Here is a 21,888-nt window from a genome sequence, read left to right as displayed (position 1 = left end):
AACTATGACACAAGCACAGTTCCAAGAAAGTGCCAACACTGAGGCTCGCGGAACAGCTCCCGCCGATAGACATTGGCGCGACTACTTCACTTTTAATACCGACCACAAAGTCATCGGTATTCAATACCTAGTCACAACATTTATTTTCTATCTAATCGGCGGCGTGATGGCAACTTTGGTGCGAACAGAACTCGCCACCCCCGACTCCGATTTTGTCCCCCCCGAACTCTACAACAGTTTATTTACTGTTCACGCGACGGTGATGATCTTCCTGTGGATCGTACCCGCCGGAGCCGGATTTGCTAACTTTTTGATTCCCTTAATGATTGGGGCACAAGACATGGCATTTCCCAGGCTGAATGCGATCGCCTTTTGGCTCATTCCCGTAGGCGGCGTGTTGCTGTTGAGCAGTTTTTTGGTAGGAGCTCCGCAGGCGGGTTGGACTTCCTATCCCCCTTTGAGCTTAGTTACTGCTCAAGCCGGGGAAGAAATTTGGATTCTCAGCGTTTTGATTCTCGGAACTTCTTCGATTTTGGGGGCGGTGAATTTTGCCGTTACCATCTTTACCATGCGCGTTCCGAGCATGAGTCTCAATGAAATGCCTTTGTTTTGCTGGGCGATGATTGCGACTTCAGCGCTGACTTTGATTGCTACTCCAGTCTTAGCCGCAGCTTTGATTTTGCTGTCGTTTGACTTGTTAGCAGGGACGGCATTTTTTAACCCGACCGGCAACGGCGATCCCATCGTCTACCAGCATTTATTCTGGTTTTATTCGCACCCGGCAGTTTACATTATGATTATGCCCTTTTTCGGGGTAATTTCAGAAGTTTTGCCGGTGCATTCCCGCAAGCCAATTTTTGGTTATTTGGCGATCGCATATTCCAGTCTCGCGATCAGCTTTTTGGGCTTGATCGTGTGGGCGCACCATATGTTTACCAGCGGCACTCCCGGCTGGCTGCGGATGTTTTTTATGATCACGACTATGATCATCGCCGTACCAACTGGGATTAAAATATTTAGCTGGTTGGCAACTATTTGGGGAGGAAAACTCCGGCTTGTCAGCGCCATGCTATTTGGGATGGGTTTTATCTCAACATTTGTGCTCGGCGGCATCACCGGGATCATGGTAGCTTCCGTACCTTTCGACATTCACGTTCACGACACTTATTTTGTCGTCGCTCACCTACACTACGTGCTGTTTGGCGGCTCAGTGTTTGGAATTTACGCTGCTTTTTACCACTGGTTCCCCAAAATGACGGGGCGGATGATTAATGAATTTTGGGGTAGAGTTCACTTTGTTTTAACCTATGTTGGCTTTACTGTAACTTTCCTGCCGATGCACGCTTTGGGAATGCAAGGAATGCCTCGGCGGGTGGCAATGTACGACCCGAAATTTACCACAATTAATGTCATTTGTACTGTCGGTGCTTATATGCTGGCAGTGTCTACAATCCCCTTTATCATTAATGTGATTTGGAGCTGGAGGTACGGCCCGAAAGCAGGTGACAATCCTTGGCAAGCTTTGAGTTTGGAATGGATGACGACTTCGCCGCCCCCCATCGAAAATTTTGAAGGAGTGCCGGTATTGGCAACGGGCCCTTACGATTACGGCATGGAAAAAATTCAGCATACTGGGGAACGTCTCAGGCTCAAGTTGAGGGAAAATGCCACCCGCAACGCCCAGAAAACAGGTATTCCTATTGCGGAGGCTCAAGCTTCAACTTTCTTTGGCGGTACTGCCACTTTGGTCGCTCCTGAATCAGAGATAGATGAGGATTCTCCTGCTGATGAAAGTCAAGATGGCGAATAGTTATTAGTCATCAGTCATCAGTCAAAAGTCATTAGTCATGAGTTATTAGTTATTGCTCGTCGCAATATCAGAACTTGGGACAAATGACTTTTGACAGCAACAGCACACCAGCAATGTAGGGATAATTTTTTTCCCCTCTTCCCTCTTCCCTCTTCCTTCTTCCCTCTTCCTTCTTCCTTCTTCCTTCTTCCCTCTTCCTTCTTCCTTCTTCCTTCAACATCCCATTACCAACTAGCAATTAATTATGCAAATTCCAGCGATCGATCCGGCAAAAACAGCCCTGAATTACCACCACGAGGCTGATGTAGAAGCACACGGTGTGGAGCATCCCGACCACCGAATGTTAGGTGTAATTGTGTTCCTGTGCGCTGAAGGCATGATATTTTTCGGTATGTTTGCCGCGTATTTGATTTATCGGGCGATGGCCCCCGTGTGGCCTCCTGAAGGTACGCCAGCGCGAGAGTTATTGCTGCCGGGAATCAATACGGTAATTCTGATTGCTAGCAGTTTTGTGATTCACAATGCTGATACTGCAATCAAAAAGAATGATGCCGCCGGAATGCGGAATTGGCTGCTCGTAACTATTGCTATGGGCGCAGTTTTCTTGTTCGGTCAGGTTTACGAATACACTCATTTAGAGTTTGGCTTGACGACGAATTTGTATGCCAGTTGCTTTTACGTTTTGACTGCTTTTCACGGCTTGCACGTTACGTTGGGAGTGCTGCTGATGGTGGCAGTGGTGTGGCGATCGCGCGCGCAAGGTCATTATTCTAGCGAGCACCACTTCGGAATCGAAGCGACTGAGATTTACTGGCACTTTGTGGATGTGATTTGGATTGTCTTGTTTTTGTTGCTGTATATTTTGTGATCCCAGAGGCTTTTGGGCCTCTGCCGCAAGAGATTTGTCTGACCCCCAATTGGGGGTTTTTTATTGTTTGGAGAGTGCGATCGACCTTTATTCACCCTCTCACAGCCGATCGCGCTAAACTAAAAGTAGCAATTCTCTTATCCAGCAGCATTGAGAAAATTATGCAGTGCGAATTGTGCGATCGACAAATGGAAGCATTAACTGCCCATCACCTTATCCCCAAACAAAACACCAAGCGGAAAAACGAAGATCCCAGCCCGACAATCGACATTTGCTCCGCTTGTCACCGCCAGATTCACTCTCTATTTGACAACAAACACCTCGCCCAAGAGCTCAACACCCTGGAAAAGCTCAAAAATGACCCTGAACTCCATAAATTTGTCTCTTGGATTAAGAAACAAAAAACCGACAAACGCATTCAAGTACGCGGCAAAAAAGCTTGATCGCAATGCGCGAGCTCAGATATATAGTCCTGGACGCAGTTACTCTCTGAAACCCGGTTATTCATAAAATTTTCGTTTTCCAAACCAAAATTTTGCATAGCAACCCGGTTTGTTTGCGTAAATCCTAGTATAGTGATTTACTTATTGGTAACAAGCTGCCAACTATTATCATGAACCTCACCTCCCTCGAACTCGCAAAAGACCGAGCGCGCATCTTCAAAAACTACCTCCAAATGGAAATAGATGCCAAATCTAATATAAACAAACTAGCCTTTTTAGACCGGGGCATTGAAAACTCCCCTTACCAACAAGCAATAAAAAACTATCCCGATTATCTCAAACAGAAACCCGACGGCTTAAAAGTAATTAGCTCTATTCCCGGCCCCAATAATCCCCTCAAACCTACCCCGTTCCCCAGCCTAGGAGAACTACCTCAAATTAACTCTCAAGCTTTAAACTTTTTGCACGCAGATATTAAGGAAGCGTGCGTTTGTATTGGTACTTTTGTAGACGGCAAAATTCAGGCACAGTGGCTGGGAAAAAACGCCCTTACCAATGCTGAGCAGTGGAGTGCCACTAAAATTATCGCACTCCTTAATATCGTCAGTCAAATAAATAGCAAATATCCCGACTGCGACATTGACAACTGCGTTGTTAGAGATGGCAACGGGCAAAAACATGATTTTTACTTTTACGATGTAGCAAAAGACATGATTAGCTATGCCTCAAATATAGCAAGTTCAAACTCCTTAGCCGCGATGTTCAAACGCTTCGATACTCGCATAGGACTAGAGCAATGGCTGAAGAGCGCTACTGGCAATAACAATCTAATTTTTCGCGGCGATTACGGCGAAATCCCTTATCTCAACAACCCAAAAATATTCGATATTAGCAAAAAACAAGTGCTGTTAAATGTCGCAGTAAACAGCACCAAACAAAGTAATTCCGTATCTGCTTATGACTTGACTAGGCTAATTTCCATGTTAGGATGGCACTTCCATATCGAACAGCGATCGCGCATGAAAGCATCTCAGTGGAACAGCTTAGAAAGCATTGTCAGAGCAATGGGACATGACAGCGCTCGATATGTGGACGTAGCAATTAAAACTTTGGGGATGGACAGCCTCATCACTTCTCCAGTAATTATCTCAAAATTGGGTTACGGACTGAGCGCGATCAGGGGAACCCTAGAAACAGTTTATGTGGCTTTAGTGCGGTTTGTTGACGAACGGCCGAAGGCGGCGGGAAAGCCGGCAAAACTCAGAACTCTAGCCATGACTTTGCGGGCAGAAAAACCTGTAGGCGGTTCCAGCAGTGTCGATCGCTTGGCGATCGAACTCGACGCCAGATTTTGCGCCGAAGTCACGGAAATTCTCCGCCGGTTGTTTGCGGAAGAATTTTAAAGCCAGACGATCGACTAATGAGAAAGCTGGTGAAACTTGCGGTAAAGCATCCTCTCCACTGGCTTTCCTCCTCGCAAATGTTGCTCAGTTATTGTCGCAACTTCTTCAGGGCAAACACCGCTGTACCAAACCTCTTCTGGCAGCACTAACACCATCGGCCCGTTGCCGCATTGTCCCAAACAACTGCTAGCAACAACTTCGACTTCTGAGGGCGACAATTTCTGAAAAGCTGCCAGTACCTTTGCTGCACTTTGCTTGCGACAAGTGCGGTTTTGGCAAACAAGAACTCGCCTAGAAGATTCGATGATTTTCATGTTTTTTACTTGACAGTCTGCCACCTATATGCTATTTTTTACAGTGGGAATATGTGCGCGCATATATACTCTAAATATATACTCTAATTTGATATATGCCCAAATTTTAAGGTGCGCCGCAACGCACCCTACGATTAATCTGGTGACAAGCCTTTGGAAGCCAACCATTGTCGATCGAACAAACGCGACTGATACCGAGCCCCGCCGTCGCAGAGTACCGTAACAATCGTATGTCCAGGCCCCATTTGCTTCGCTAAAGCCACGGCCGCCCCCACATTAATCCCCACAGAACCGCCCATAAACAGCCCTTCTTTTCTCAGCAGTTGGTAAATCACCCGGACCGCCTCAGTATCGTCAATTTGAATGGCGTCGTCTACCGGGGCATTCTCCATATTTGCAGTTACGCGAGTGGTGCCAATTCCCTCAGTAATCGAACTGCCTTCAGTCTTAATTTCCCCAGTTTTGAAATAACTGTAAAGCCCGCTGCCCATCGGGTCTGCCAAGACAATTCTAACAGCAGGATTTTTTTCTTTCAAAAACATTCCTACGCCAGCAAAAGTGCCGCCGGTACCGGTAGCTGTTACCCAAGCATCAATTTTTCCGTTTGTTTGTTCCCAAATTTCCGGGCCAGTTGTCTCGTAATGAGCTCGGCGATTGGCTAAATTGTCAAACTGATTTGCCCAGACTGCATTCTCCATTTCCGCAGCCAATCTTCCCGACAATTTGACATAATTATTTGGGTCTTTGTAAGGAACAGCGGGAACAGTCCGAACTTCAGCGCCCAAAGTTTTCAAAGCATCGATTTTTTCTTGAGATTGGTTATCGGGAATCACGATCAAACATTTGTAACCTTTAGCGTTGCAAATGTGGGCTAAACCGATGCCAGTATTGCCGGCAGTGCCTTCAACAACCGTGCCGCCCGGTTTCAGCAAGCCTTTTTCTTCTGCATCTTTGATGATGTATAAAGCAGCCCGGTCTTTTACAGAACCGCCGGGATTGAGAAACTCTGCTTTACCGAGAATTTCGCAGCCAGTTTCATCGCTGAAGCTGTTTAAGCGAATTAGTGGCGTGTTACCGATTGTGCCTACAAAGCCGTTTTTAATATCCATATTTTTTGCGTGTTTGCATCCTATTATTAATTTTTACAATAAGTTGATATTTATTGCTACCACTTTTACCAAATCTTGCTCATATTGAGTACAAATCCCGGCAAAACAGGGTCGCCGCTAACTGTAGCCGGATTATCCAAACATTCCTCTGGCAAACCCGGACGGTAAATATAAACTCTGCCATTTTTGCGGTCAATTAACCAGCCTAACTGCACTCCTGGTTCTCTCATATATTCTTGCATTTTGTCTTGCAAGGGCTTGAGATTGTCAGAAGCCGACCTCAGTTCTACTACAAAATTCGGGCAAATAGGTGCGAATTTATCTTGCTGTTCTTGAGATAAAGCATTCCACCGTTCCAGTTTAATCCACGAGGCATCTGGAGACTTGTCACCCATTGCAAGCTTAAATCCCGTACTGGAGTCAAAACAGATACCGGTTCCATCTTGGCGAGCCCAAATATACAACTCTCCAAAGACGCTACCACTGCGATTTCCTGTTGTTCCACCAGTAGGGGGCATAATTAGCAATTCTCCCGATTTGTTGCGTTCAATGCGTAACTCACTATTGATTTGACAGAACTCGAAAAACTCGTCGTCTGTCATTTGCAATTTTGGTGGTATTCGCAACACAATTGTTGATGACAGCATTTTGCCTTTCCTCCACTTTAAATTGTTCTGACAAGATTGCACAATTTATTTGTTTGTAGTGAGGACTTTAGTCCTCAAAAATCCGGATTAAGGACTCAAGTCCTAACTACAAGCTGGTTTGAGGCGCCAATTATAGAGGTAAGGTGTGCAGTACACACCTTACATAATTAGGTTCTGCGTCCAGGAATGTTAAACCTATTTATTCGGCTGAGGAGTCATCCGCAAATAAGGCTTAACAGGCGTGTAGCCTTTGGGAAATTTCTCTGCCAATTCTGCGGGGTCGGTAATCGAAGGTACGATTACGCAATCGTCGCCATCTTTCCAATCAACCGGAGTCGCAACGCTGTATTTGTCTGTAAGTTGCAAGGAATCAATTACTCGCAAAATTTCATTAAAATTCCGACCAGTGCTAGCCGGATAAGTAATGCTCAAACGCAATTTCTTTTCCGGGTCAATAACAAAAACTGTGCGGATTGTTAAGTTGTTCAGCGAGTTGGGATGGATCATGTCGTAAATGTCGGAAACTTTACGATCGCCATCTGCTAAAATCGGATAATTGAGGGTGACATTTTGAGTTTCCTCAATATCTTTAATCCAGCCCATGTGAGAATCCACATCATCGACGCTGAGGGCAATGGTTTTGACGCCCCGCTTTTCAAATTCAGACTTTAGACGGGCCACTGCACCGAGTTCTGTGGTGCACACTGGAGTATAGTCTTTCGGGTGAGAAAACAACACGACCCAGCTATCCCCAGCCCAGTCGTAGAAATTGATTTCCCCTTCAGACGAAGCTTGGGTAAAGTTGGGAACTGTATCGCCTAATCGCAGAGTCATAGCTGATTTCCTCTAATTTTATTTAAGGACTGTTCCTTATCATGCCATAATTCCCGGTTTCTCGATCGAGCTGTAAAGGATTCTAAACTTTTTGGTCGATCGATCGGCAATTCCACTACTGTAATGTATGTGTGGCTTCTAACGCTGAATTTTCTTGCTATGCTTTACTTTTTGCTTAAGGCAATACAGCCTATTTTAGTCCCGCTGTGTTTTGTGTCCGCCTGGGGCTTAGTTTTTTTGCTGTGTTTGAGTGTCGGGCGTACTGTTACCGACTCGGTGCGTCGAGCTCAGAGGATGCACCAAATCCCTTGTGCTAACTGCGTATTTTTCACCGGCGACTACCACCTCAAGTGTCCCGTTCAGCCTACTATAGCTTTATCTGAAGATGCGATCGACTGTCCTGATTATCGATCGCATTCGGGAATTTACGGTTAAAAAATCCGGTCGCCGCTTTACATATTTCTTAACATTTCTGGCCCTTTCAATTAAACTTAAGTTGTGGTCAAGAGATTTTCAGGAGTGTGGAAAGAATGCTAATTCAAAAGCTAAATGCCTGCGACGAGTTTATTGCTGGCGACGGTACTCAACTGCGAGAATTGCTGCATCCAGACAAACAAGCTGTGGATTTGCGTTACAGTTTAGCGCACGCCGCTTTGCCACCGGGACAAACTTCTGTGCTGCACTCCCTGACAACTTCTGAAGTTTACTACATCCTCAGCGGCGTTGGAGAAATGCACATCGACGACGAAAATCAATTCGTGGAAGCAGGAGATGCAGTTTACATTCCTCCAAACGCCAAGCAGTTTATTTACAACTGCGGCACAGAGCCGCTAATATTTATTTGTATCGTCGATCCCGCGTGGCGAAAGGAAGACGAGACAATTTTCCAGTAATTTTCTATTTTTTCTCCTTGTATGCTTGTTACCCGGCTCTGCCCGGTAACGCATATCTAGAGGCTCTGCCTCTACTGAAAAAAACATCACAAACCGAAAATCTCTTTTAACAACAACTTTAACAACAACAGCACCCAGCCATATGTACCGAGTGATTTCCTCTTTTTTCAACTTCGATGTGGAGTTGCAATAATCCTCGGATTCAGTTGCATTGCTCCCCTCTAATTAGTTGAGGAATTATCAGCTTTGTTGGTGGGTGCTGCTATTGGTTTTTAATGAGACAGATGTGAGATTAAACAGCGTTTTTACTCCTTAGATTCTATTGTGAACTTCGCTGTGATATCTGGATTTGGTATCTGTCGGAGAAGCTTTTTGTTCGCTTCATATTATTAATTTATCACCTTCTTCTAGAAGCGCAAGTACCTGCAACTAAACTTTACATTTTTAGAAGCAACTGCGGATAATTATGAAGTTAAATTAAGCATTGAGCTTTCTAGCTGCTCAGCTAGATAGTAGAGTTCGGCTGTGCTTGCTGCTGCGAGAAACGGCATAATATCTATATGAAAACAACCAAACTCATCAAACTGTGCGCCTTATCGCTGAGTATCTTTCTGCTGTGCAGCAGTGCAGTGACAGCGCAAACGACGGCGAACCCTCAACCTCCACAGACTTACACTAACCAAGAGATTCTGCAACAGTTGGTAAACGCGAAAGTCGTGTATCTGGGAGAAACCCACGATAGCGCGGAAGACCATCAAGCTCAACTAAAGATTATCCGAGAAATGCAGCGGCAAAATCGGAAAATTGCGATCGCCCTAGAAATGTTTCAGCGCCCCTTTCAAAGCGCGATCGACAACTACTTAGCAGGTAAACTGACTGAAGAGCAATTAGTCGAGCAAACAGAGTACGATCGCAGGTGGCGCTTTCCCTGGGAATCTTACGCCCCCATTTTGCGGTTTGCCAAAGAAAATCAACTACCTGTCCTCGCCTTAAATACACCATCCGAAGTAACGAGAAAAGTTGCCAGTCAAGGTTTAGAAAGCCTCACAGCCGAGGAAAAAAAGCACATTCCGCCAATATCCGAAATTCGCACCGACAACGCCGAATACCGGCAAATGCTGCTAGAAGTTTACCAGCAACACCAAAAGGCAGCACAGGGAAATAGTACGGCTTTTGAAAGATTCTTGCAAGCCCAAGTTTTGTGGGACGAAACTATGGCGGAAAAAATAGCTGAATTTGTCAAAGCAAACCCCGACTATCAAGTTGTGGTGTTGGCGGGTAAAGGACATATTATTTACGGTTACGGCATTCCCAGTCGCGTCGAGAGGCGTTTGGGAGTCGGGAATGTAAAAGTGCGATCGGTTTTATTCAATTCCACTGAAAATCTTCCTTTGTCGGCAGATAGACCCATTGCTGACTTTGTTTGGAAGCATTGATTTGATATGATTTCAAAAATATAACCCACTAAGCCAGAGGGAGAACCAAATCGTGAAAGTCAAGCGTCTAAAAATGAACTCATTCCGAGGCTTCAGCGATTTGACCCTGGAGTTTGATACAGATGAGCCGACTGTGTTCATCGGTATCAACGGTGTGGGGAAGTCCAGCATACTTGAGTGTTTGGCTATTCTTCTCTTTTGGCTGACCAAGCGAATTCAAACTTCCAATAGTAATAGACCTTTGTTCACCGAAGATGATATCAAAAACGGATGCAAAGAAACTCACAACGAAATTACAATTTCAATCAATGACTGGCCGGAAGTGGTATGGTCTTTAACCAAGGTCAGGAAAGGGCGAAACAAGGATACTAGCAGCAACATTGGGGACTTAAAAAGAGTTGTCGATCGCATAAACAGTCAGTTAGAGGCTAATTCTTACGCAGCATTGCCTCTGGCTGTTTACTACCCAACTAACCGTGCCGTAATTGATATTCTGTTGAAGATTAGGACGAAACATTTGTTTGAGCAAACTGCTTATGAGGAGGTTCTCATTGGAGGGCAGATCGATTTTAGGCGCTTTTTTGAATGGTTTAGAGATCGGGAAGATTTAGAAAACGAAATACGACTAAATGATTCTGATCAGTATCGCGATCGCCAACTAGAAGCAGTCAGATATGCGATCGCTAACTTACTAGACGGCTGGTCAAATTTACGGGTTAGGCGATCGCCTTTGCGAATGACTGTAAACAAAGAAGGCGATGAACTGATCGTCAATCAACTATCCGATGGTGAAAAATGCTTGTTAGCACTAGCAGGAGATTTAGCAAGGCGTTTGGCGATCGCAAATCCGAATCCAGATTGCAATCCGCTTGAGGGTTCCGGCGTTGTTTTGATTGACGAGATTGAGCTCCACTTGCACCCAAAATGGCAACGGGCGATTATTCCGAATCTGAAAAAAACATTCCCAAATTGCCAGTTTATAATTACGACTCATTCGCCACAGGTAATCAGCGATCTCAAATGGGTTCATCTTTTGAGGTCAACATCTGAAGGAATTGCGATCGATCGAGTACCATCCTTTGGGAAAGATAGCAATCGGATTCTAGAAACGCTTATGGAAACTCCAGAACGTCCGCAGCAAATTAAGGAAGATTTACGTAAATTGTTTGGCTTGATAGACAAGGGCGAACTCGGAGAGGCACGGCAATTTCGCCAAGAATTAGCACACAGAATGGGAGAAGAAGATCCTGAATTTGTGAGAGCAGATTGGCTAATTCAACGCAAGGAAATTCTCAATAAATGAAATATATTCAAAAGGGTAAAGAACCTCAAAATTTTTCCGACTGGAAGGCTACACAGAAGTCTCTCGGTGTCAACTATGCTGCTTACAAATATCTTTCCAACCCTGAGAAAGCAGCGGTACACAATTCTTTGCTAAGTGAACAAGGCTATATTTGCTGCTACTGCTGTAAGAGTGTTGACCCAAGTAATAGCCATATTGAACATCTAGACCCTCAGAGCAAGACTGATGCAGAATTATCTGTTGAGTACACAAATATGCTAGCTTCTTGTGGCAGAGATACAAATAAGCCACAGTATTGTTGGCCAGAGTATTGTGGCAATAAGAAGGGGGATATTGCGATCGGAGTTTCGCCACTACAAGCCAACTGTGAAGAATTTTTTAATTACTCTAGCACTGGTGAGATACTGCCAACTGCCAATAATTTAGCTCACCAAAAAGATGCTCAAACAACCATTGAAGTTTTGGGACTCAATCATTATGACTTAATGCAGGGACGAATTCAAGCACTTGAAGCATTGCAGGGAATCATGACACAGCAAGAGGCCGAATTATTAGCTCAAGTTTGTCAACAAATGAATGCACAAGGGCGATACCAGCCTTTTTGTAATGCAGTTTTGTATTTCCTCAAAAATTATTTTGGTGTTTCTTAAGTTGAATGTTACCCAAAGATTGCGCGATCGACGATCGAACTTAATATAAACTTTACCCCACCGCATCACCCGATCGCACAAAATTAAATCGCCCGAGCGCAGATTGCAGAAACTCGATGCACCAAGGCACACTTTACATATCGGTCATCGGTCGGTTATATTTACTACAAACCGCGCGCCTGGTGTGGGAGACTCCTCCGTCACGCCTGCCCGGTTTTTTATTGGTGACAGTTTATTTAACTAATATATCTTAAGGAAAGAGACAGCGACCCCCTTCCTTTGCTAAAATTTATCTTGGAAATGTCAAGATTATCTTGTCAAAATATCAGGAAATACCGTGAACAATAGACCAAAAATACTTGCATTTGCCGGGAGTACCCGCGAAGCATCCTACAACAAACTGCTGGTAAAAGTTGCGGCGGCTGGGGCTAGGGCGGCGGGTGCAGAAGTTACTTATGTAGATTTGCGCGATTTGCCGATGCCGCTATTTGACGAAGATTTAGAAGCCAAAGAGGGAATGCCAGAAAATGCTCGGCACTTGAAGGAATTGATGGTAGCGCATGACGGGTTTTTGATAGCTTCTCCTGAGTATAACAGTTCAATTACGCCTGTGCTGAAAAATGCGATCGATTGGGTATCGCGCCCAGCACCGGGTGAACCGGGATTGGTGGCATTTACTGGCAAAGTAGCGGTAATTATGAGTGCTTCCCCAGGCGGAATCGGCGGTTTGCGGGGATTGGTTCATTTGCGATCGATCCTGGGGAATATTAACGTATTGGTGCTCCCCGATCAGAAAGCAGTTCCCCAAGCTTTTGAAGCATTTAATGCTGACGGTACGATGAAAGATCCCAAACAGCAGGACTCTGTGGAGAATCTCGGTGCTAAGTTGTCTAATGTGCTGTCGAAATTAATTGCATGAGGCAATAAATTCATTTTGCATTAGGGACACAACATTGTTGTGTCCCAATCCCAGCATCTGTTATTTTGCTGGCTCCATCAAGTGCGATCGCCTCGCAAAAAAATTGCTACGATCGTAGTCGATCGCCTGTTATTCTCACCCCCAAATTAACATGACATTCACCGGAGATCCCGACTCAGCACCTGCTTTGCCGACAGCAGCAGAAGCAGCGGTTGCCAAAACCAGCAGCCGCGCTTTAGAATCGCACTTACAAAATCATCCGTCTGGCGAATCCCTAAAATTGATATTAAACGAAAAAGAGGGAAAGACAATTGACATACCTGCCGCAGCGTTGCCATTACTGTTAGCAATTTTGCAACAGACAAGCAGCGGCAATACTGTTAACATGATTCCAATTACTGAGGAACTCGATATCTGGCAGGTTGAGGCCATACTGAATGTCTCGCGCGAGTATGTGTGGAAGTTGCTAGATTCTGGCGAAATTCCTTACAAAATGGTAAGTACCTGTCGCCGAATACGTTATGAAGATGTAATGAAATATAAAAAGCAGGATTATGACAAAAGAAGTAAAATACTTGACGAACTTGTCGCAGAATCAGAAGCACTCGGTTTGTACGACTAACTCATGGAAATTGTAAAAGTTGTCTGCGATGCTAATGTTTTGTATTCAGCCGCACTCCGCGATTTTCTGATGGAATTAGCAGTTGGTGATGTGTTTGAGCCGAGGTGGACAGAAGAGATTCACGGCGAGTGGATGAGAAACGTGCTTCAAAACAATCCAAATCTCACATTAGAACAGCTTGCCAGAACCAAAAATCTGATGAATGCAAGCATTAAAAATTGTGTGGTGACTGGCTACGAGACAATTATACCAGAGTTGGAACTTCCCGATCCGGGCGATCGGCACGTTCTAGCAGCAGCAATTCATTCTCGGGCGGATTTTATCGTTACTTTCAATCTCAGGGATTTTCCTGCTGAGAATCTTAAACAATATAACATTCAACCGCTGCACCCAGATCAGTTAATTCTGCGCTTTCTCAACTTAAAGTTTGAAGGTGTATGCAAAGCAGCCGAGAAACAAAGAATCAGGCTCAAAAATCCGCCAAAAACGCCTGACGAGTATTTACAAACGCTGGTAGAATTGGGACTGCCGCTGTCAGCAAATCGGATGCGAGAATTGTGCTATCATGATTAGCCCGATCGCAAATCGCAGACTTTTCCAAGTTTCTTTCAAGGTTTATTCTTGTATCTTCCCAGAGGCTAACTCTTCAACCTAGCCAATATACCACTCATCTACTTTTTCCAACACCGCAGTAAACGTATTTTCCAATGTGCCTCTACTTGAAAACGGGCATAATTTTATTTCCTAGAGATAATACCTCGTGGAAAAGTTACCACAAATTGTACCAGCACCGCATCACCCGATCGACGTAAAACAAAACCACCCGATCGCAGATTGCCAGAAATAGACAAGAGTAGGCATACTTAAAACCATCGGTCATCGGTCGGTATATTTCTTCCAAACAGCACGGCAGGCGTGGGAGACTCCTCCGTTACGCCTGCCCTGCAGTTTTATTTAACAATTGTTCGATTTCCTACGGGATAGCTTCGATTCACCTAAATTACCCCATTTTTTTCTTCTTCCAAGCCTCCACAAACGGCAAAAACACCGACACCAACTCCTGCCGATTCATCACCAAAGTCGGATAAGAAATCCTACCGTAATTCTTCCCCACTTCCAGCGGAAAAATCCCCTGGGATTCCAGCGGCAACCAAACCGCACCAGCAGCCTTCACAATTACCCAACTCCCCGCAATATCCCAAATTTTCGGAGTCGCTTCCACCCCTCCCATAGCCACACCCGAAGCCACAGTCAAAAAATTGTAACTAGCCATGCCCAACATCCGAACTTTACTCGGAAGATGAGGCCCGATTCCCACACTCCGCGAACACAAATTAAAAAAATGATTGCCGCTCATTTTATCAGCACTCGGCCGAATGTGCTGCCCGTTTAAAAACGCACCTTGAGGCATATTGTCAAACACGCCGCCCGCCAAATCAGGTGCCCAAAAACCGTGAAAAGACTGATTAATTGGCGGCAAATGCACGTAGCCAAAAACCGGAGTTCCGCGATACAACAAACCCAAAGAAATACCCCAAATCGGAATTCCCCTAGCAAAATTAGTTGTAGCATCCAAAGGATCGACAACCCAACACCATTCAGTATCTGGGAAAACCTGTTCTCCTTCCTCACTTAAAATCCCGTGAGTGGGAAAAGCAGATGCGATCGCACTTCTAATCTCCGCATCCGCCCAATTATCGGATTTCGTAACCAAACTGCCGTCATCCTTCTCATCCGCTTGCACGGAACCGAAATCTTGCAACAACTTCTGTCCGACTCTCTCGACAGTAACCCGTGCAAAACTTAAAATAGAATCCCAAAAATTAGTCATTAGTTATTGGTTATTAGTTATTGGTTATTGAGTATTGGAACTAACAACTGCCACAGGCCAACTGACAACTGACACCGACCAACTGACAAAACATCAGTCTAATTCATTTTCCAAAATAGTGGCGATCGCACTTTTAGCATTATCCTGAAACTCCCCAACATCCACCCTACCCAACAGCCAAACAGCCAGAATCATACCCGCAGCCGGCACAGCAAAAACTAACCCGTAAGCTAACATCGGCACCCCAAACAAACTCCTGCCAAAATCCAAAATAGCACCGCCGCTAACCGTCGCCACACCCCGCGCCATCGCCTGCGACAAACCCCAAGCACCAATAAAAGTCCCCGCAGTTTCCGCAGCAGTCAAATCCAACATCAAACTCAGCGCACCAGTCGTTGTAATTCCCGAAGCTAAACCAAACAACATTAAAGCCGACTTAAACACAATTGGATTACCTGTGAATCCCGATAAAATAATCAAACCTAAACAAGTCGCCACCGACAAACAGCCCAACCTAATCGTATTTTGCTTGCCAATTCGGGGCACAATAAAAAAACCAGTAGTACCCAAACCGATCAGAGTACCAGTACCGTAAATAGCATTCAAGCGAGTAGTTTCCGAAATCGGCATCTTAAAAATTTCCCCGCCGTAAGGTTCCAAAACCGCATCCTGCATAAACAAGCAAATTGTCATAATCAGCAGGAAAGTAAAAAATAAACCGGTTTGACGGCTAGCAGTCAAAATCCGCAGCGCACTTCCCAGAGTAATTTTATCTTCTCGATTCACTGCGCTCGATCGCACCCCGTACCGCGAATACTTTTTCTCAACCCCAAAAGTCGCAATCCCCACCAACAGTAAAACAAGCGCCGGCACCTTCACAAACAAACCGTTAATCGAAGCCTGCAACACTTCGCGCGACACATCCCCATCAATTTGCTTCAGCAAACCGCTGCTAATAATCGCCCCGATAATAATACCAACCATCAGCATCGACCACACCACACCCACCAACTTCGATCGATCTTCCTCATCCGAAACATCCACCAACAAAGCAGCAAAAGGAGTCGAACTCGAACAAATAGCAATACCGTAAAGCGCAAAAATCAAACCCAACAAACCCACCCAACCGTAAGTAGCAGTCGTCCACCCCACAGCCTCCAAACTGCCGCCCAAGCCCCACATTACCTGTACCGCCAAAAAAGCAGAAATCACAAACAAAACGCTTCCTACCCACACATAACCCGTGCGGTGATGGCCAAACAAAGGCTTAGCATCAGACATTTGCCCGAACCACACCCTAGCCGGGGCGACAAACTGGTGCATGGCCAGCGTACCAGCCACCACAGTAGCCGGAATCGCCAACTCTTTAATCATCACGCGATTGAGCACCCCCAGCGTCAAAATCGACATCATGCCCAATCCCATCTGAAACAAACCCAACCGGAACATCGTCACGAGGGAAACTCTCTTGATGGCAGGAGTCGCGGAATCTGTTAATCTTGAATCTGGCAAACGGTCGATCGACATAACTATTCAAATAAACACAGCATTTGCATTTATAGTAACTGAGATATCGCCACCAGCCACGTTTCCTCCCCCGGCTAGAAGCTCGATCGCGATTATTCGTATAAATTCATATAAAAATAAAGAGAATCAATAACTGTGGATTTACCAACCGTGACAACCATTACCCTAGGACAAAACGGCCCAGCCGTCATTCCCCTGTGCGTCGGAACTTGGGCTTGGGGCGACAAACTATTTTGGAACTACGGCAGCAACTACGGCGCTGCCGAAGTCGAAGCAGCATTCAAAACATCCCTAGACAGCGGAGTCAACTTCTTCGACACAGCCGAAGTCTACGGTAACGGCTTGTCAGAAGAATTACTGGGGCAGTTTCTCAAAAAAACCACCCAACCCGTGCAAATAGCCACCAAATTCGGCCCCCTACCTTGGCGGATTACAGGAAAATCTGTTTCCGACGCTTTGAGTGCCAGCTTAAAACGCTTGCAAGTAGAACAAATAGCCCTCTACCAAGTGCACTGGCCGTTTGCTTTTTTACTAAGTCAAGAAACCCTGATGAACGCCTTAGCCGACGAAGTAAAACAAGGCAGAATTCAAGCAGTAGGAGTCAGCAACTATTCAGTAGAACAGATGCGCCAAGCCCACAAAATACTAGCAGCCAGAGGCGTTCCCCTAGCAACAAATCAAGTCCGGTACTCCTTGCTGTCGCGGCAAGTAGAAAAACAAGGAATTGTGAGTGCAGCCCGCGAATTGGGGGTCACAATTTTAGCTTACAGCCCCTTAGCCCAAGGATTGCTCACCGACAAATACACAGCCCAAGAACCACCTACAGGAGCCCGCAAAATGGACTCCCGCTTCAGCAAAAGCGGCCTCGACAAAATTGAATTAGTCATGTCCACGCTGCGGAAGATGGGCAAAAAGCGCGATCGAACTCCCGCCCAAGTTGCCCTAAACTGGTTGATATGCCAAAACGGAGTCATTCCCATTCCCGGCGCCAAAACCGCCAAACAAGCCCAAGAAAATGCAGGCGCATTAGGCTGGAATTTGAGCCAAGATGAAGTCAACCAATTAGAATTAATGACACGTCCTTGGCGAGAATAAATTTGTTAATTGTTGAGTGTTGACTGTTGACTGTTCGCTGTTCGCCGTAGGTTGGGTTTTACTTCACTCTACCCAACCTACAGTTCACTTTGTTCTCACCTCTTCCTTCTCCCCTCTCCTTTCTTCCCTCTTCCCTCTTCCTTCTTCCTTCTTCCTTCTTCCTTCTATTATGAAAATCTTAACTGACTGGGGATTCACGCGCAAAGGCTGGCGCAATAACAGTCGCGGCGAATATTTAGTTTTGCTTCAAGGAGCATTGCTCGCAGGATTTGCAATCTTACCAGTTTATCAACTTCCAGGATTTAAAATTCAATCAACTCAATTACTTGCTCTTACCTGGATTGTAGCAAGTATTCTCGGCTTAACCGCATTAATTTTCATCATCAAAGCATTGATAGACTTAGGAAAAAACCTCACACCTTTACCGTATCCCATAGAAAACGGAGAATTAATCCAAACAGGCATTTACGGAATAGTGCGACATCCATTATACAGTGGCTTAATTTTAGCAGCCCTCGGTTGGACACTTTTTCAAATGAGCATATCCCACTTAATAGCCAGCCCAATATTAATAATATTTTTCGACATTAAAGCCAGCCGCGAAGAAACCTGGTTAACCGAAAAATATCCAGACTATTCACAATACAGCCAGCGAGTCAAAAAACTACTTCCCGGAATCTATTAACAGAACCCCTCTGCATCTGCGTTAATCCGCGTTAATCTGCTTCAATCTGCGGTTAAAAAATGAAATTTCACAAAAGACTACAAATTATACTGCTAGTATTAACACTATTTTTATGCTTGTCACAGCAATTAACAGCGTGCAGCTTTCTCACAAAACCCTTTCAACTTCCCGCCTCAGCCAAACAAGAACCCTGGCCAATTCAAACAGGCCTTCGAGCCGCCATCATCCGATCCAACATACCAACAGTTAACCGCATAGTTTTAGTACCCGACGAAGCCACATTCTTAGCAGCAATCCAAAAATGGAATCTCAAAGGAAACTGGCCTATTCTCATCGAAGACAAAAAATATGCGCCCATGTTTTTGCAGCGCTTTCAACCCGAAGAAATAGTGCGTTTGCCAAGCATCAAACAGCAACTGCCAAAAGGTCAAAAACTCCAACAATTAATGCGGAACGCCGCAGCAGCAGCCTGGAATGCCACCGATACTCAAACCTTAAAAGCAAAATGGACGCAACTCGGCTGGGAGCCGCCAGGAGTAGTAATCACATCAGAAAATGACCCCGCACGCTCAGCAGCAGTTGCCTTAGCAGCCGCTCACGGTCAACCTTTAGTATTTCTAGAAGGCAACTTCGGAAAACCCAACGATACCCTTAATAATACACAGTGGAAAACTCTGCAAACAGCAATTACAAAAGCCGTCGAATCAACCGGATTTTTTTATTCTCAACTCGCAGACCCGATCGACACAATAACCATTGTACGCCAACTAGCCGTAAAATATCAATCTCCTGAAAAACCAGACGAACAACTAGCCGTTACCGACGGTTTGGGAAGGCACCCCAACGGCGAACGCTGGGCGGCTGTCGGCTGGATTTACGGCTCCGAAGTACGATCGATCTATCAAGCCATGTGCGCGTTATTTCTCGATACCGAAACCGCCATGCTTTATGACAGTTACCCCAAGGAAGGAAATTGGGGAAAATATGAAATGGAGGAAGCAGCTAGCGGACTAAATACCATAGGTTTGAATGTCGAAGTAGTGCAGAAACCCGAATCTAGCTTGGAAAAGTGGCGGAGTTTAGCCTCAAAACCCTGGAGATTTGACTTAATATTAATGAATTCCAAAGGCTATCCAAAATCATTTCAAGTCGGCAACGGCGACGCTTCTGTCGAGGACATACCAAAACTCCAATTTCCCGCAGCAATCCACATGATCCACAGTTGGTCAGCAGCAGCCCCAGATGACACAAACACCGTTGCCGGAAGGTGGCTACAAAATGGTGCTTACGCATATATTGGCAGCGTCAACGAACCTCTTTTATCTGCATTTATTCCGCCTAAATTAATGGTCGATCGCCTGAAGCGAGGGGCACCCTTTTTAATCGCAGCACGCCAGCTAGAATCCCCTCCCTGGAAAGTAGCCACCATCGGGGATCCGCTAATGTCGATCGCCAAACCCAGACCAAGAATCCCGCCCACTCAACAACCGATCTGATATTATGCGCGAGGGATTTGAGATTTGATATTTGTGGTTTGAGATTTGTGGTTTTAAGGTAAAATCTCAAATCACCAATTCTTTAATCGGAATGTTGTGTTTCATGGAGTTATACGATATTACAAGTTCACTGATGCGATCGCCCCAAGCGCCAACACTGTAAATATACTTAATTAGCATTATCGCGAGAGTCTATCTAAGTTTGAATGTAACTGAGAATACAATTGCGCCAAATGTGCTGACTCTCTTAATCGGTCATTCCATCCCAACCGCCAGCCCCAAAAATCCCCCCCCTAAAATACGCCTTAATTAACTTGTCAATTCCCGTAAAATCACTCAAAATTAAAAAAAGAAATAAAATGTAATATTTATCTAACTTCTCACAGAAGAATTAACCGCTAAATGAGAGTCACCCCTCCTGTGGATCTGCCGCCACCCGGGCCAACCGCAGCAACTCCCCAAGCCTCCCGCCTAAGCCCGCTATTCAACCGCCTGCACCCCAGCCCAGAAACCCTCCTGCTCATCCTCTCCCTAGTCATAGGGGGAGTTACGGGCGCAGGCGTCGTCACCTTTCACTATCTCATCCACTTCATCCACAGCCTGATGCTGGAAGACTTCATGGGGGCGATCGCCTCGAAAGGCTCTTGGACGCTAGCCTGCATTCCCACCCTCGGCGGAGTCATCATCGGGCTGATGCGCTGGCGGTTTCGGGACTTTGGCCCGAATATGTCTTCCTTAATTGCAGCCACCCGCGGCCTGCAAGAACTCTCCCCCCTCAAACCCATCACCAAAATGATGGCAGCCTCAGTTTCCCTCGGCACCGGCGCCTCCCTCGGCCCGGAAGCCCCCAGCGTCGAAATCGGCGCCAACTTCGGAATGCTGCTGGCTCAAGTTTTGCAGCTCTCCCCAGAACGGCAGCGCTTGCTCCTCGGCGCCGGAGCAGCAGCAGGTTTATCCGCCGGGTTTAACTCTCCCATCGCCGGAGTATTCTTTGCCTTAGAAGTCGTGCTCGGCAGCACCTTTGCCACTTCGTCAGTCAGCGTTGTCTTGCTCTCGGCGGTAGTTTCCGCGCTCATCGCTCAAATCTGCTTGGGAGCTCAGCCGGCTTTTTCTTTGCCAGTCTACGATGTCCGCAGCCCCCTAGAACTGCCTCTGTACATGGGATTGGGACTTTTGGCGAGCGGAGTGTCTCTAGCCTACACAGAAGCAATTCAATTAGCCGATCGCTGTTTTCAAGGCAAAATCCGAGGATTTGCTTGGCTCGGACAACTGCCCCGGCCGCTTCAGCCCATCATCGGCGGGGCCTGCGTCGGCTTAGTGGCCCTGCAATTTCCTCAAATTTTGGGTGTTGGCTACGAAACAGTCCAAGCAATGCTCCAAGATGTTAAATTTTCCTTGCCTTTGCTGCTGCTGCTGCTGTTTGTCAAACTGGCGATGACAGCAATCAGCCTCGGCAGCGGTTTAGTGGGCGGTATCTTCGCTCCGGCGATGTTTTTGGGAGCTTCCCTGGGTTCGGCTTACGGACTCTTTTTGGAAATGCTGCCGGCAATGAGCGATCGAGTCGCCGGCCCTCCCGCCTACGCAATGGTGGGAATGGCCGCCGTGCTCGCCGGCTGTGCCAGAGCACCGCTGACAGCCATCCTATTGATGTTTGAATTAACCCGCGATTATCGGATTGTCTTGCCTTTGATGGCAGCAGTCGGATTGAGCGTTTGGCTGGTGGAGTGTGTCAACCGCCGATCGACAGCCCACAGCCTCAACCTTCAGCAAATGGGCGTAGACGTAGCTATCAATACACCGATCAAAGCCAGAGAACAGTTGCAGGATTGGGAAGATGTTCTGGGCGATCGCATCGTCACAGAACTGATTTCTTGCCAAATTCCCATTGATATTGATGAGGAACACAGGGACGATGAGCCTGTGCTGGCGATCGCCAATGCACATTTGCAGGAAAATGTCAAATCATTACCTGAAACAAAATCAGCAGTTTGACCCAGATCCAA

At 46.0% G+C, this 21,888-nt stretch carries 23 protein-coding genes; 16 read left to right on the top strand and 7 right to left on the bottom strand.

Features of this window, described 5'->3' with window-relative positions:
- Positions 1 to 4 precede the first annotated feature (4 nt).
- Positions 5 to 1,810 (top strand): cytochrome c oxidase subunit I, encoded by a 1,806-nt coding sequence (ctaD, locus tag E5S67_RS03510; protein ID WP_172185530.1) that lies wholly within the window; start codon positions 5 to 7, stop codon positions 1,808 to 1,810.
- A gap of 67 nt (positions 1,811 to 1,877) precedes the next feature.
- On the opposite strand, the gene E5S67_RS03505 is transcribed toward ctaD, so the two are convergent.
- A complete protein-coding gene (locus E5S67_RS03505) occupies positions 1,878 to 2,048 on the bottom strand; it encodes a hypothetical protein (RefSeq protein WP_172185528.1) in 171 nt (56 codons plus the stop codon).
- A gap of 6 nt (positions 2,049 to 2,054) precedes the next feature.
- Here E5S67_RS03505 and E5S67_RS03500 point away from each other — a divergent pair, with 6 nt between their 5' ends.
- From E5S67_RS03500 to E5S67_RS03490, 3 genes are all read left to right on the top strand, one after another.
- A complete protein-coding gene (locus tag E5S67_RS03500) occupies positions 2,055 to 2,678 on the top strand; it encodes a cytochrome c oxidase subunit 3 (protein ID WP_172185526.1) in 624 nt (207 codons plus the stop codon).
- Positions 2,675 to 3,121 carry an HNH endonuclease gene (locus E5S67_RS34350; RefSeq protein WP_339382934.1) on the top strand — a complete coding sequence of 149 codons (447 nt, stop codon included), beginning with the start codon at positions 2,675 to 2,677 and terminating at the stop codon, positions 3,119 to 3,121. The genes E5S67_RS03500 and E5S67_RS34350 overlap by 4 nt, the downstream gene beginning before the upstream one ends.
- Before the next feature lie 170 nt (positions 3,122 to 3,291).
- On the top strand, positions 3,292 to 4,524 hold the full coding sequence (locus E5S67_RS03490; RefSeq protein WP_172185524.1) for a hypothetical protein: 1,233 nt from the start codon (positions 3,292 to 3,294) through the stop codon (positions 4,522 to 4,524).
- Between the two features lie 14 nt (positions 4,525 to 4,538).
- Here the strand turns inward: E5S67_RS03490 and E5S67_RS03485 are convergent, their stop codons facing one another.
- The 4 genes from E5S67_RS03485 to E5S67_RS03470 all read right to left on the bottom strand — a co-directional run bounded on the left by E5S67_RS03485 (position 4,539) and on the right by E5S67_RS03470 (position 7,428).
- Complete coding sequence (locus E5S67_RS03485) at positions 4,539 to 4,838, bottom strand: (2Fe-2S) ferredoxin domain-containing protein (protein ID WP_172185522.1); 300 nt, start codon at positions 4,836 to 4,838, stop codon at positions 4,539 to 4,541.
- 134 nt (positions 4,839 to 4,972) lie between these two features.
- Positions 4,973 to 5,947, bottom strand: a complete 975-nt coding sequence (locus E5S67_RS03480; protein WP_172185520.1) for a cysteine synthase A — start codon at positions 5,945 to 5,947, stop codon at positions 4,973 to 4,975.
- A gap of 65 nt (positions 5,948 to 6,012) precedes the next feature.
- The gene (locus E5S67_RS03475) at positions 6,013 to 6,594 is read right to left on the bottom strand and encodes a Uma2 family endonuclease (protein ID WP_172185518.1); all 582 of its coding nucleotides are present in this window, start codon (positions 6,592 to 6,594) and stop codon (positions 6,013 to 6,015) included.
- Positions 6,595 to 6,789: 195 nt separating this feature from the next.
- Positions 6,790 to 7,428: a peroxiredoxin gene (locus E5S67_RS03470; protein WP_172185516.1), complete on the bottom strand. Its 639-nt coding sequence runs from the start codon at positions 7,426 to 7,428 to the stop codon at positions 6,790 to 6,792.
- Positions 7,429 to 7,587: 159 nt separating this feature from the next.
- Here E5S67_RS03470 and E5S67_RS03465 point away from each other — a divergent pair, with 159 nt between their 5' ends.
- From E5S67_RS03465 to E5S67_RS03430, 8 genes are all read left to right on the top strand, one after another.
- Entirely contained in the window at positions 7,588 to 7,863 is a 276-nt protein-coding gene (locus E5S67_RS03465; RefSeq protein WP_172185514.1) for a hypothetical protein, read from the top strand.
- A 95-nt stretch (positions 7,864 to 7,958) separates the two neighbouring features.
- The gene (locus E5S67_RS03460) at positions 7,959 to 8,321 is read left to right on the top strand and encodes a cupin domain-containing protein (RefSeq protein ID WP_172185512.1); all 363 of its coding nucleotides are present in this window, start codon (positions 7,959 to 7,961) and stop codon (positions 8,319 to 8,321) included.
- Positions 8,322 to 8,881: 560 nt separating this feature from the next.
- Positions 8,882 to 9,757 carry a ChaN family lipoprotein gene (locus E5S67_RS03455; RefSeq protein WP_172185510.1) on the top strand — a complete coding sequence of 292 codons (876 nt, stop codon included), beginning with the start codon at positions 8,882 to 8,884 and terminating at the stop codon, positions 9,755 to 9,757.
- Between the two features lie 52 nt (positions 9,758 to 9,809).
- Complete coding sequence (locus E5S67_RS03450) at positions 9,810 to 11,060, top strand: AAA family ATPase (RefSeq protein WP_172185508.1); 1,251 nt, start codon at positions 9,810 to 9,812, stop codon at positions 11,058 to 11,060.
- On the top strand, positions 11,057 to 11,710 hold the full coding sequence (locus E5S67_RS03445) for a retron system putative HNH endonuclease (protein ID WP_172185506.1): 654 nt from the start codon (positions 11,057 to 11,059) through the stop codon (positions 11,708 to 11,710). The genes E5S67_RS03450 and E5S67_RS03445 overlap by 4 nt, the downstream gene beginning before the upstream one ends.
- 337 nt (positions 11,711 to 12,047) lie before the next feature.
- Positions 12,048 to 12,629 carry an NAD(P)H-dependent oxidoreductase gene (locus E5S67_RS03440; protein ID WP_172185504.1) on the top strand — a complete coding sequence of 194 codons (582 nt, stop codon included), beginning with the start codon at positions 12,048 to 12,050 and terminating at the stop codon, positions 12,627 to 12,629.
- A gap of 151 nt (positions 12,630 to 12,780) precedes the next feature.
- Positions 12,781 to 13,251: an excisionase family DNA-binding protein gene (locus E5S67_RS03435; RefSeq protein WP_172185501.1), complete on the top strand. Its 471-nt coding sequence runs from the start codon at positions 12,781 to 12,783 to the stop codon at positions 13,249 to 13,251.
- Positions 13,252 to 13,254: 3 nt separating this feature from the next.
- Positions 13,255 to 13,824 carry a PIN domain-containing protein gene (locus tag E5S67_RS03430; RefSeq protein ID WP_172185499.1) on the top strand — a complete coding sequence of 190 codons (570 nt, stop codon included), beginning with the start codon at positions 13,255 to 13,257 and terminating at the stop codon, positions 13,822 to 13,824.
- A 427-nt stretch (positions 13,825 to 14,251) separates the two neighbouring features.
- On the opposite strand, the gene E5S67_RS03425 is transcribed toward E5S67_RS03430, so the two are convergent.
- On the bottom strand, positions 14,252 to 15,082 hold the full coding sequence (locus E5S67_RS03425; protein WP_172185497.1) for an inositol monophosphatase family protein: 831 nt from the start codon (positions 15,080 to 15,082) through the stop codon (positions 14,252 to 14,254).
- 93 nt (positions 15,083 to 15,175) lie between these two features.
- Positions 15,176 to 16,609 (bottom strand): BCD family MFS transporter, encoded by a 1,434-nt coding sequence (locus E5S67_RS03420; protein ID WP_172185495.1) that lies wholly within the window; start codon positions 16,607 to 16,609, stop codon positions 15,176 to 15,178.
- 150 nt (positions 16,610 to 16,759) lie between these two features.
- On the opposite strand from E5S67_RS03420, the gene E5S67_RS03415 reads away from it, so the two are divergent.
- The 4 genes from E5S67_RS03415 to E5S67_RS03400 all read left to right on the top strand — a co-directional run bounded on the left by E5S67_RS03415 (position 16,760) and on the right by E5S67_RS03400 (position 21,877).
- Complete coding sequence (locus E5S67_RS03415; protein ID WP_172185594.1) at positions 16,760 to 17,704, top strand: aldo/keto reductase; 945 nt, start codon at positions 16,760 to 16,762, stop codon at positions 17,702 to 17,704.
- Positions 17,705 to 17,720: 16 nt separating this feature from the next.
- The gene (locus tag E5S67_RS03410; RefSeq protein WP_339382933.1) at positions 17,721 to 18,389 is read left to right on the top strand and encodes a methyltransferase family protein; all 669 of its coding nucleotides are present in this window, start codon (positions 17,721 to 17,723) and stop codon (positions 18,387 to 18,389) included.
- Positions 18,390 to 18,505: 116 nt separating this feature from the next.
- Positions 18,506 to 19,885, top strand: coding sequence for a hypothetical protein (locus tag E5S67_RS03405; RefSeq protein ID WP_246276611.1), 1,380 nt, complete (start codon positions 18,506 to 18,508; stop codon positions 19,883 to 19,885).
- A 402-nt stretch (positions 19,886 to 20,287) separates the two neighbouring features.
- A complete protein-coding gene (locus tag E5S67_RS03400; protein WP_172185491.1) occupies positions 20,288 to 21,877 on the top strand; it encodes a chloride channel protein in 1,590 nt (529 codons plus the stop codon).
- Positions 21,878 to 21,888 lie beyond the last annotated feature (11 nt).

The sequence above is a fragment of the Microcoleus asticus IPMA8 genome, assembly GCF_013179805.1.
In the GTDB taxonomy this organism is placed as follows: domain Bacteria; phylum Cyanobacteriota; class Cyanobacteriia; order Cyanobacteriales; family Microcoleaceae; genus Microcoleus; species Microcoleus asticus.
Note: the sequence above shows the minus strand (reverse complement) of the source record. Positions and strands in the feature narration are given on the sequence as shown.

What these genes read in the sequence shown, in the direction of transcription:
- ctaD (WP_172185530.1), top strand. Translation starts at nt 5, where the DNA reads ATGACACAAGCACAGTTCCAAGAAAGTGCCAACACTGAGGCTCGCGGA.
- E5S67_RS03500 (WP_172185526.1), top strand. Translation starts at nt 2,055, where the DNA reads ATGCAAATTCCAGCGATCGATCCGGCAAAAACAGCCCTGAATTACCAC.
- E5S67_RS03490 (WP_172185524.1), top strand. Translation starts at nt 3,292, where the DNA reads ATGAACCTCACCTCCCTCGAACTCGCAAAAGACCGAGCGCGCATCTTC.
- E5S67_RS03485 (WP_172185522.1), bottom strand. Translation starts at nt 4,838, where the DNA reads ATGAAAATCATCGAATCTTCTAGGCGAGTTCTTGTTTGCCAAAACCGC.
- E5S67_RS03480 (WP_172185520.1), bottom strand. Translation starts at nt 5,947, where the DNA reads ATGGATATTAAAAACGGCTTTGTAGGCACAATCGGTAACACGCCACTA.
- E5S67_RS03475 (WP_172185518.1), bottom strand. Translation starts at nt 6,594, where the DNA reads ATGCTGTCATCAACAATTGTGTTGCGAATACCACCAAAATTGCAAATG.
- E5S67_RS03470 (WP_172185516.1), bottom strand. Translation starts at nt 7,428, where the DNA reads ATGACTCTGCGATTAGGCGATACAGTTCCCAACTTTACCCAAGCTTCG.
- E5S67_RS03465 (WP_172185514.1), top strand. Translation starts at nt 7,588, where the DNA reads ATGCTTTACTTTTTGCTTAAGGCAATACAGCCTATTTTAGTCCCGCTG.
- E5S67_RS03460 (WP_172185512.1), top strand. Translation starts at nt 7,959, where the DNA reads ATGCTAATTCAAAAGCTAAATGCCTGCGACGAGTTTATTGCTGGCGAC.
- E5S67_RS03455 (WP_172185510.1), top strand. Translation starts at nt 8,882, where the DNA reads ATGAAAACAACCAAACTCATCAAACTGTGCGCCTTATCGCTGAGTATC.
- E5S67_RS03445 (WP_172185506.1), top strand. Translation starts at nt 11,057, where the DNA reads ATGAAATATATTCAAAAGGGTAAAGAACCTCAAAATTTTTCCGACTGG.
- E5S67_RS03435 (WP_172185501.1), top strand. Translation starts at nt 12,781, where the DNA reads ATGACATTCACCGGAGATCCCGACTCAGCACCTGCTTTGCCGACAGCA.
- E5S67_RS03430 (WP_172185499.1), top strand. Translation starts at nt 13,255, where the DNA reads ATGGAAATTGTAAAAGTTGTCTGCGATGCTAATGTTTTGTATTCAGCC.
- E5S67_RS03425 (WP_172185497.1), bottom strand. Translation starts at nt 15,082, where the DNA reads ATGACTAATTTTTGGGATTCTATTTTAAGTTTTGCACGGGTTACTGTC.
- E5S67_RS03420 (WP_172185495.1), bottom strand. Translation starts at nt 16,609, where the DNA reads ATGTCGATCGACCGTTTGCCAGATTCAAGATTAACAGATTCCGCGACT.
- E5S67_RS03400 (WP_172185491.1), top strand. Translation starts at nt 20,288, where the DNA reads ATGAGAGTCACCCCTCCTGTGGATCTGCCGCCACCCGGGCCAACCGCA.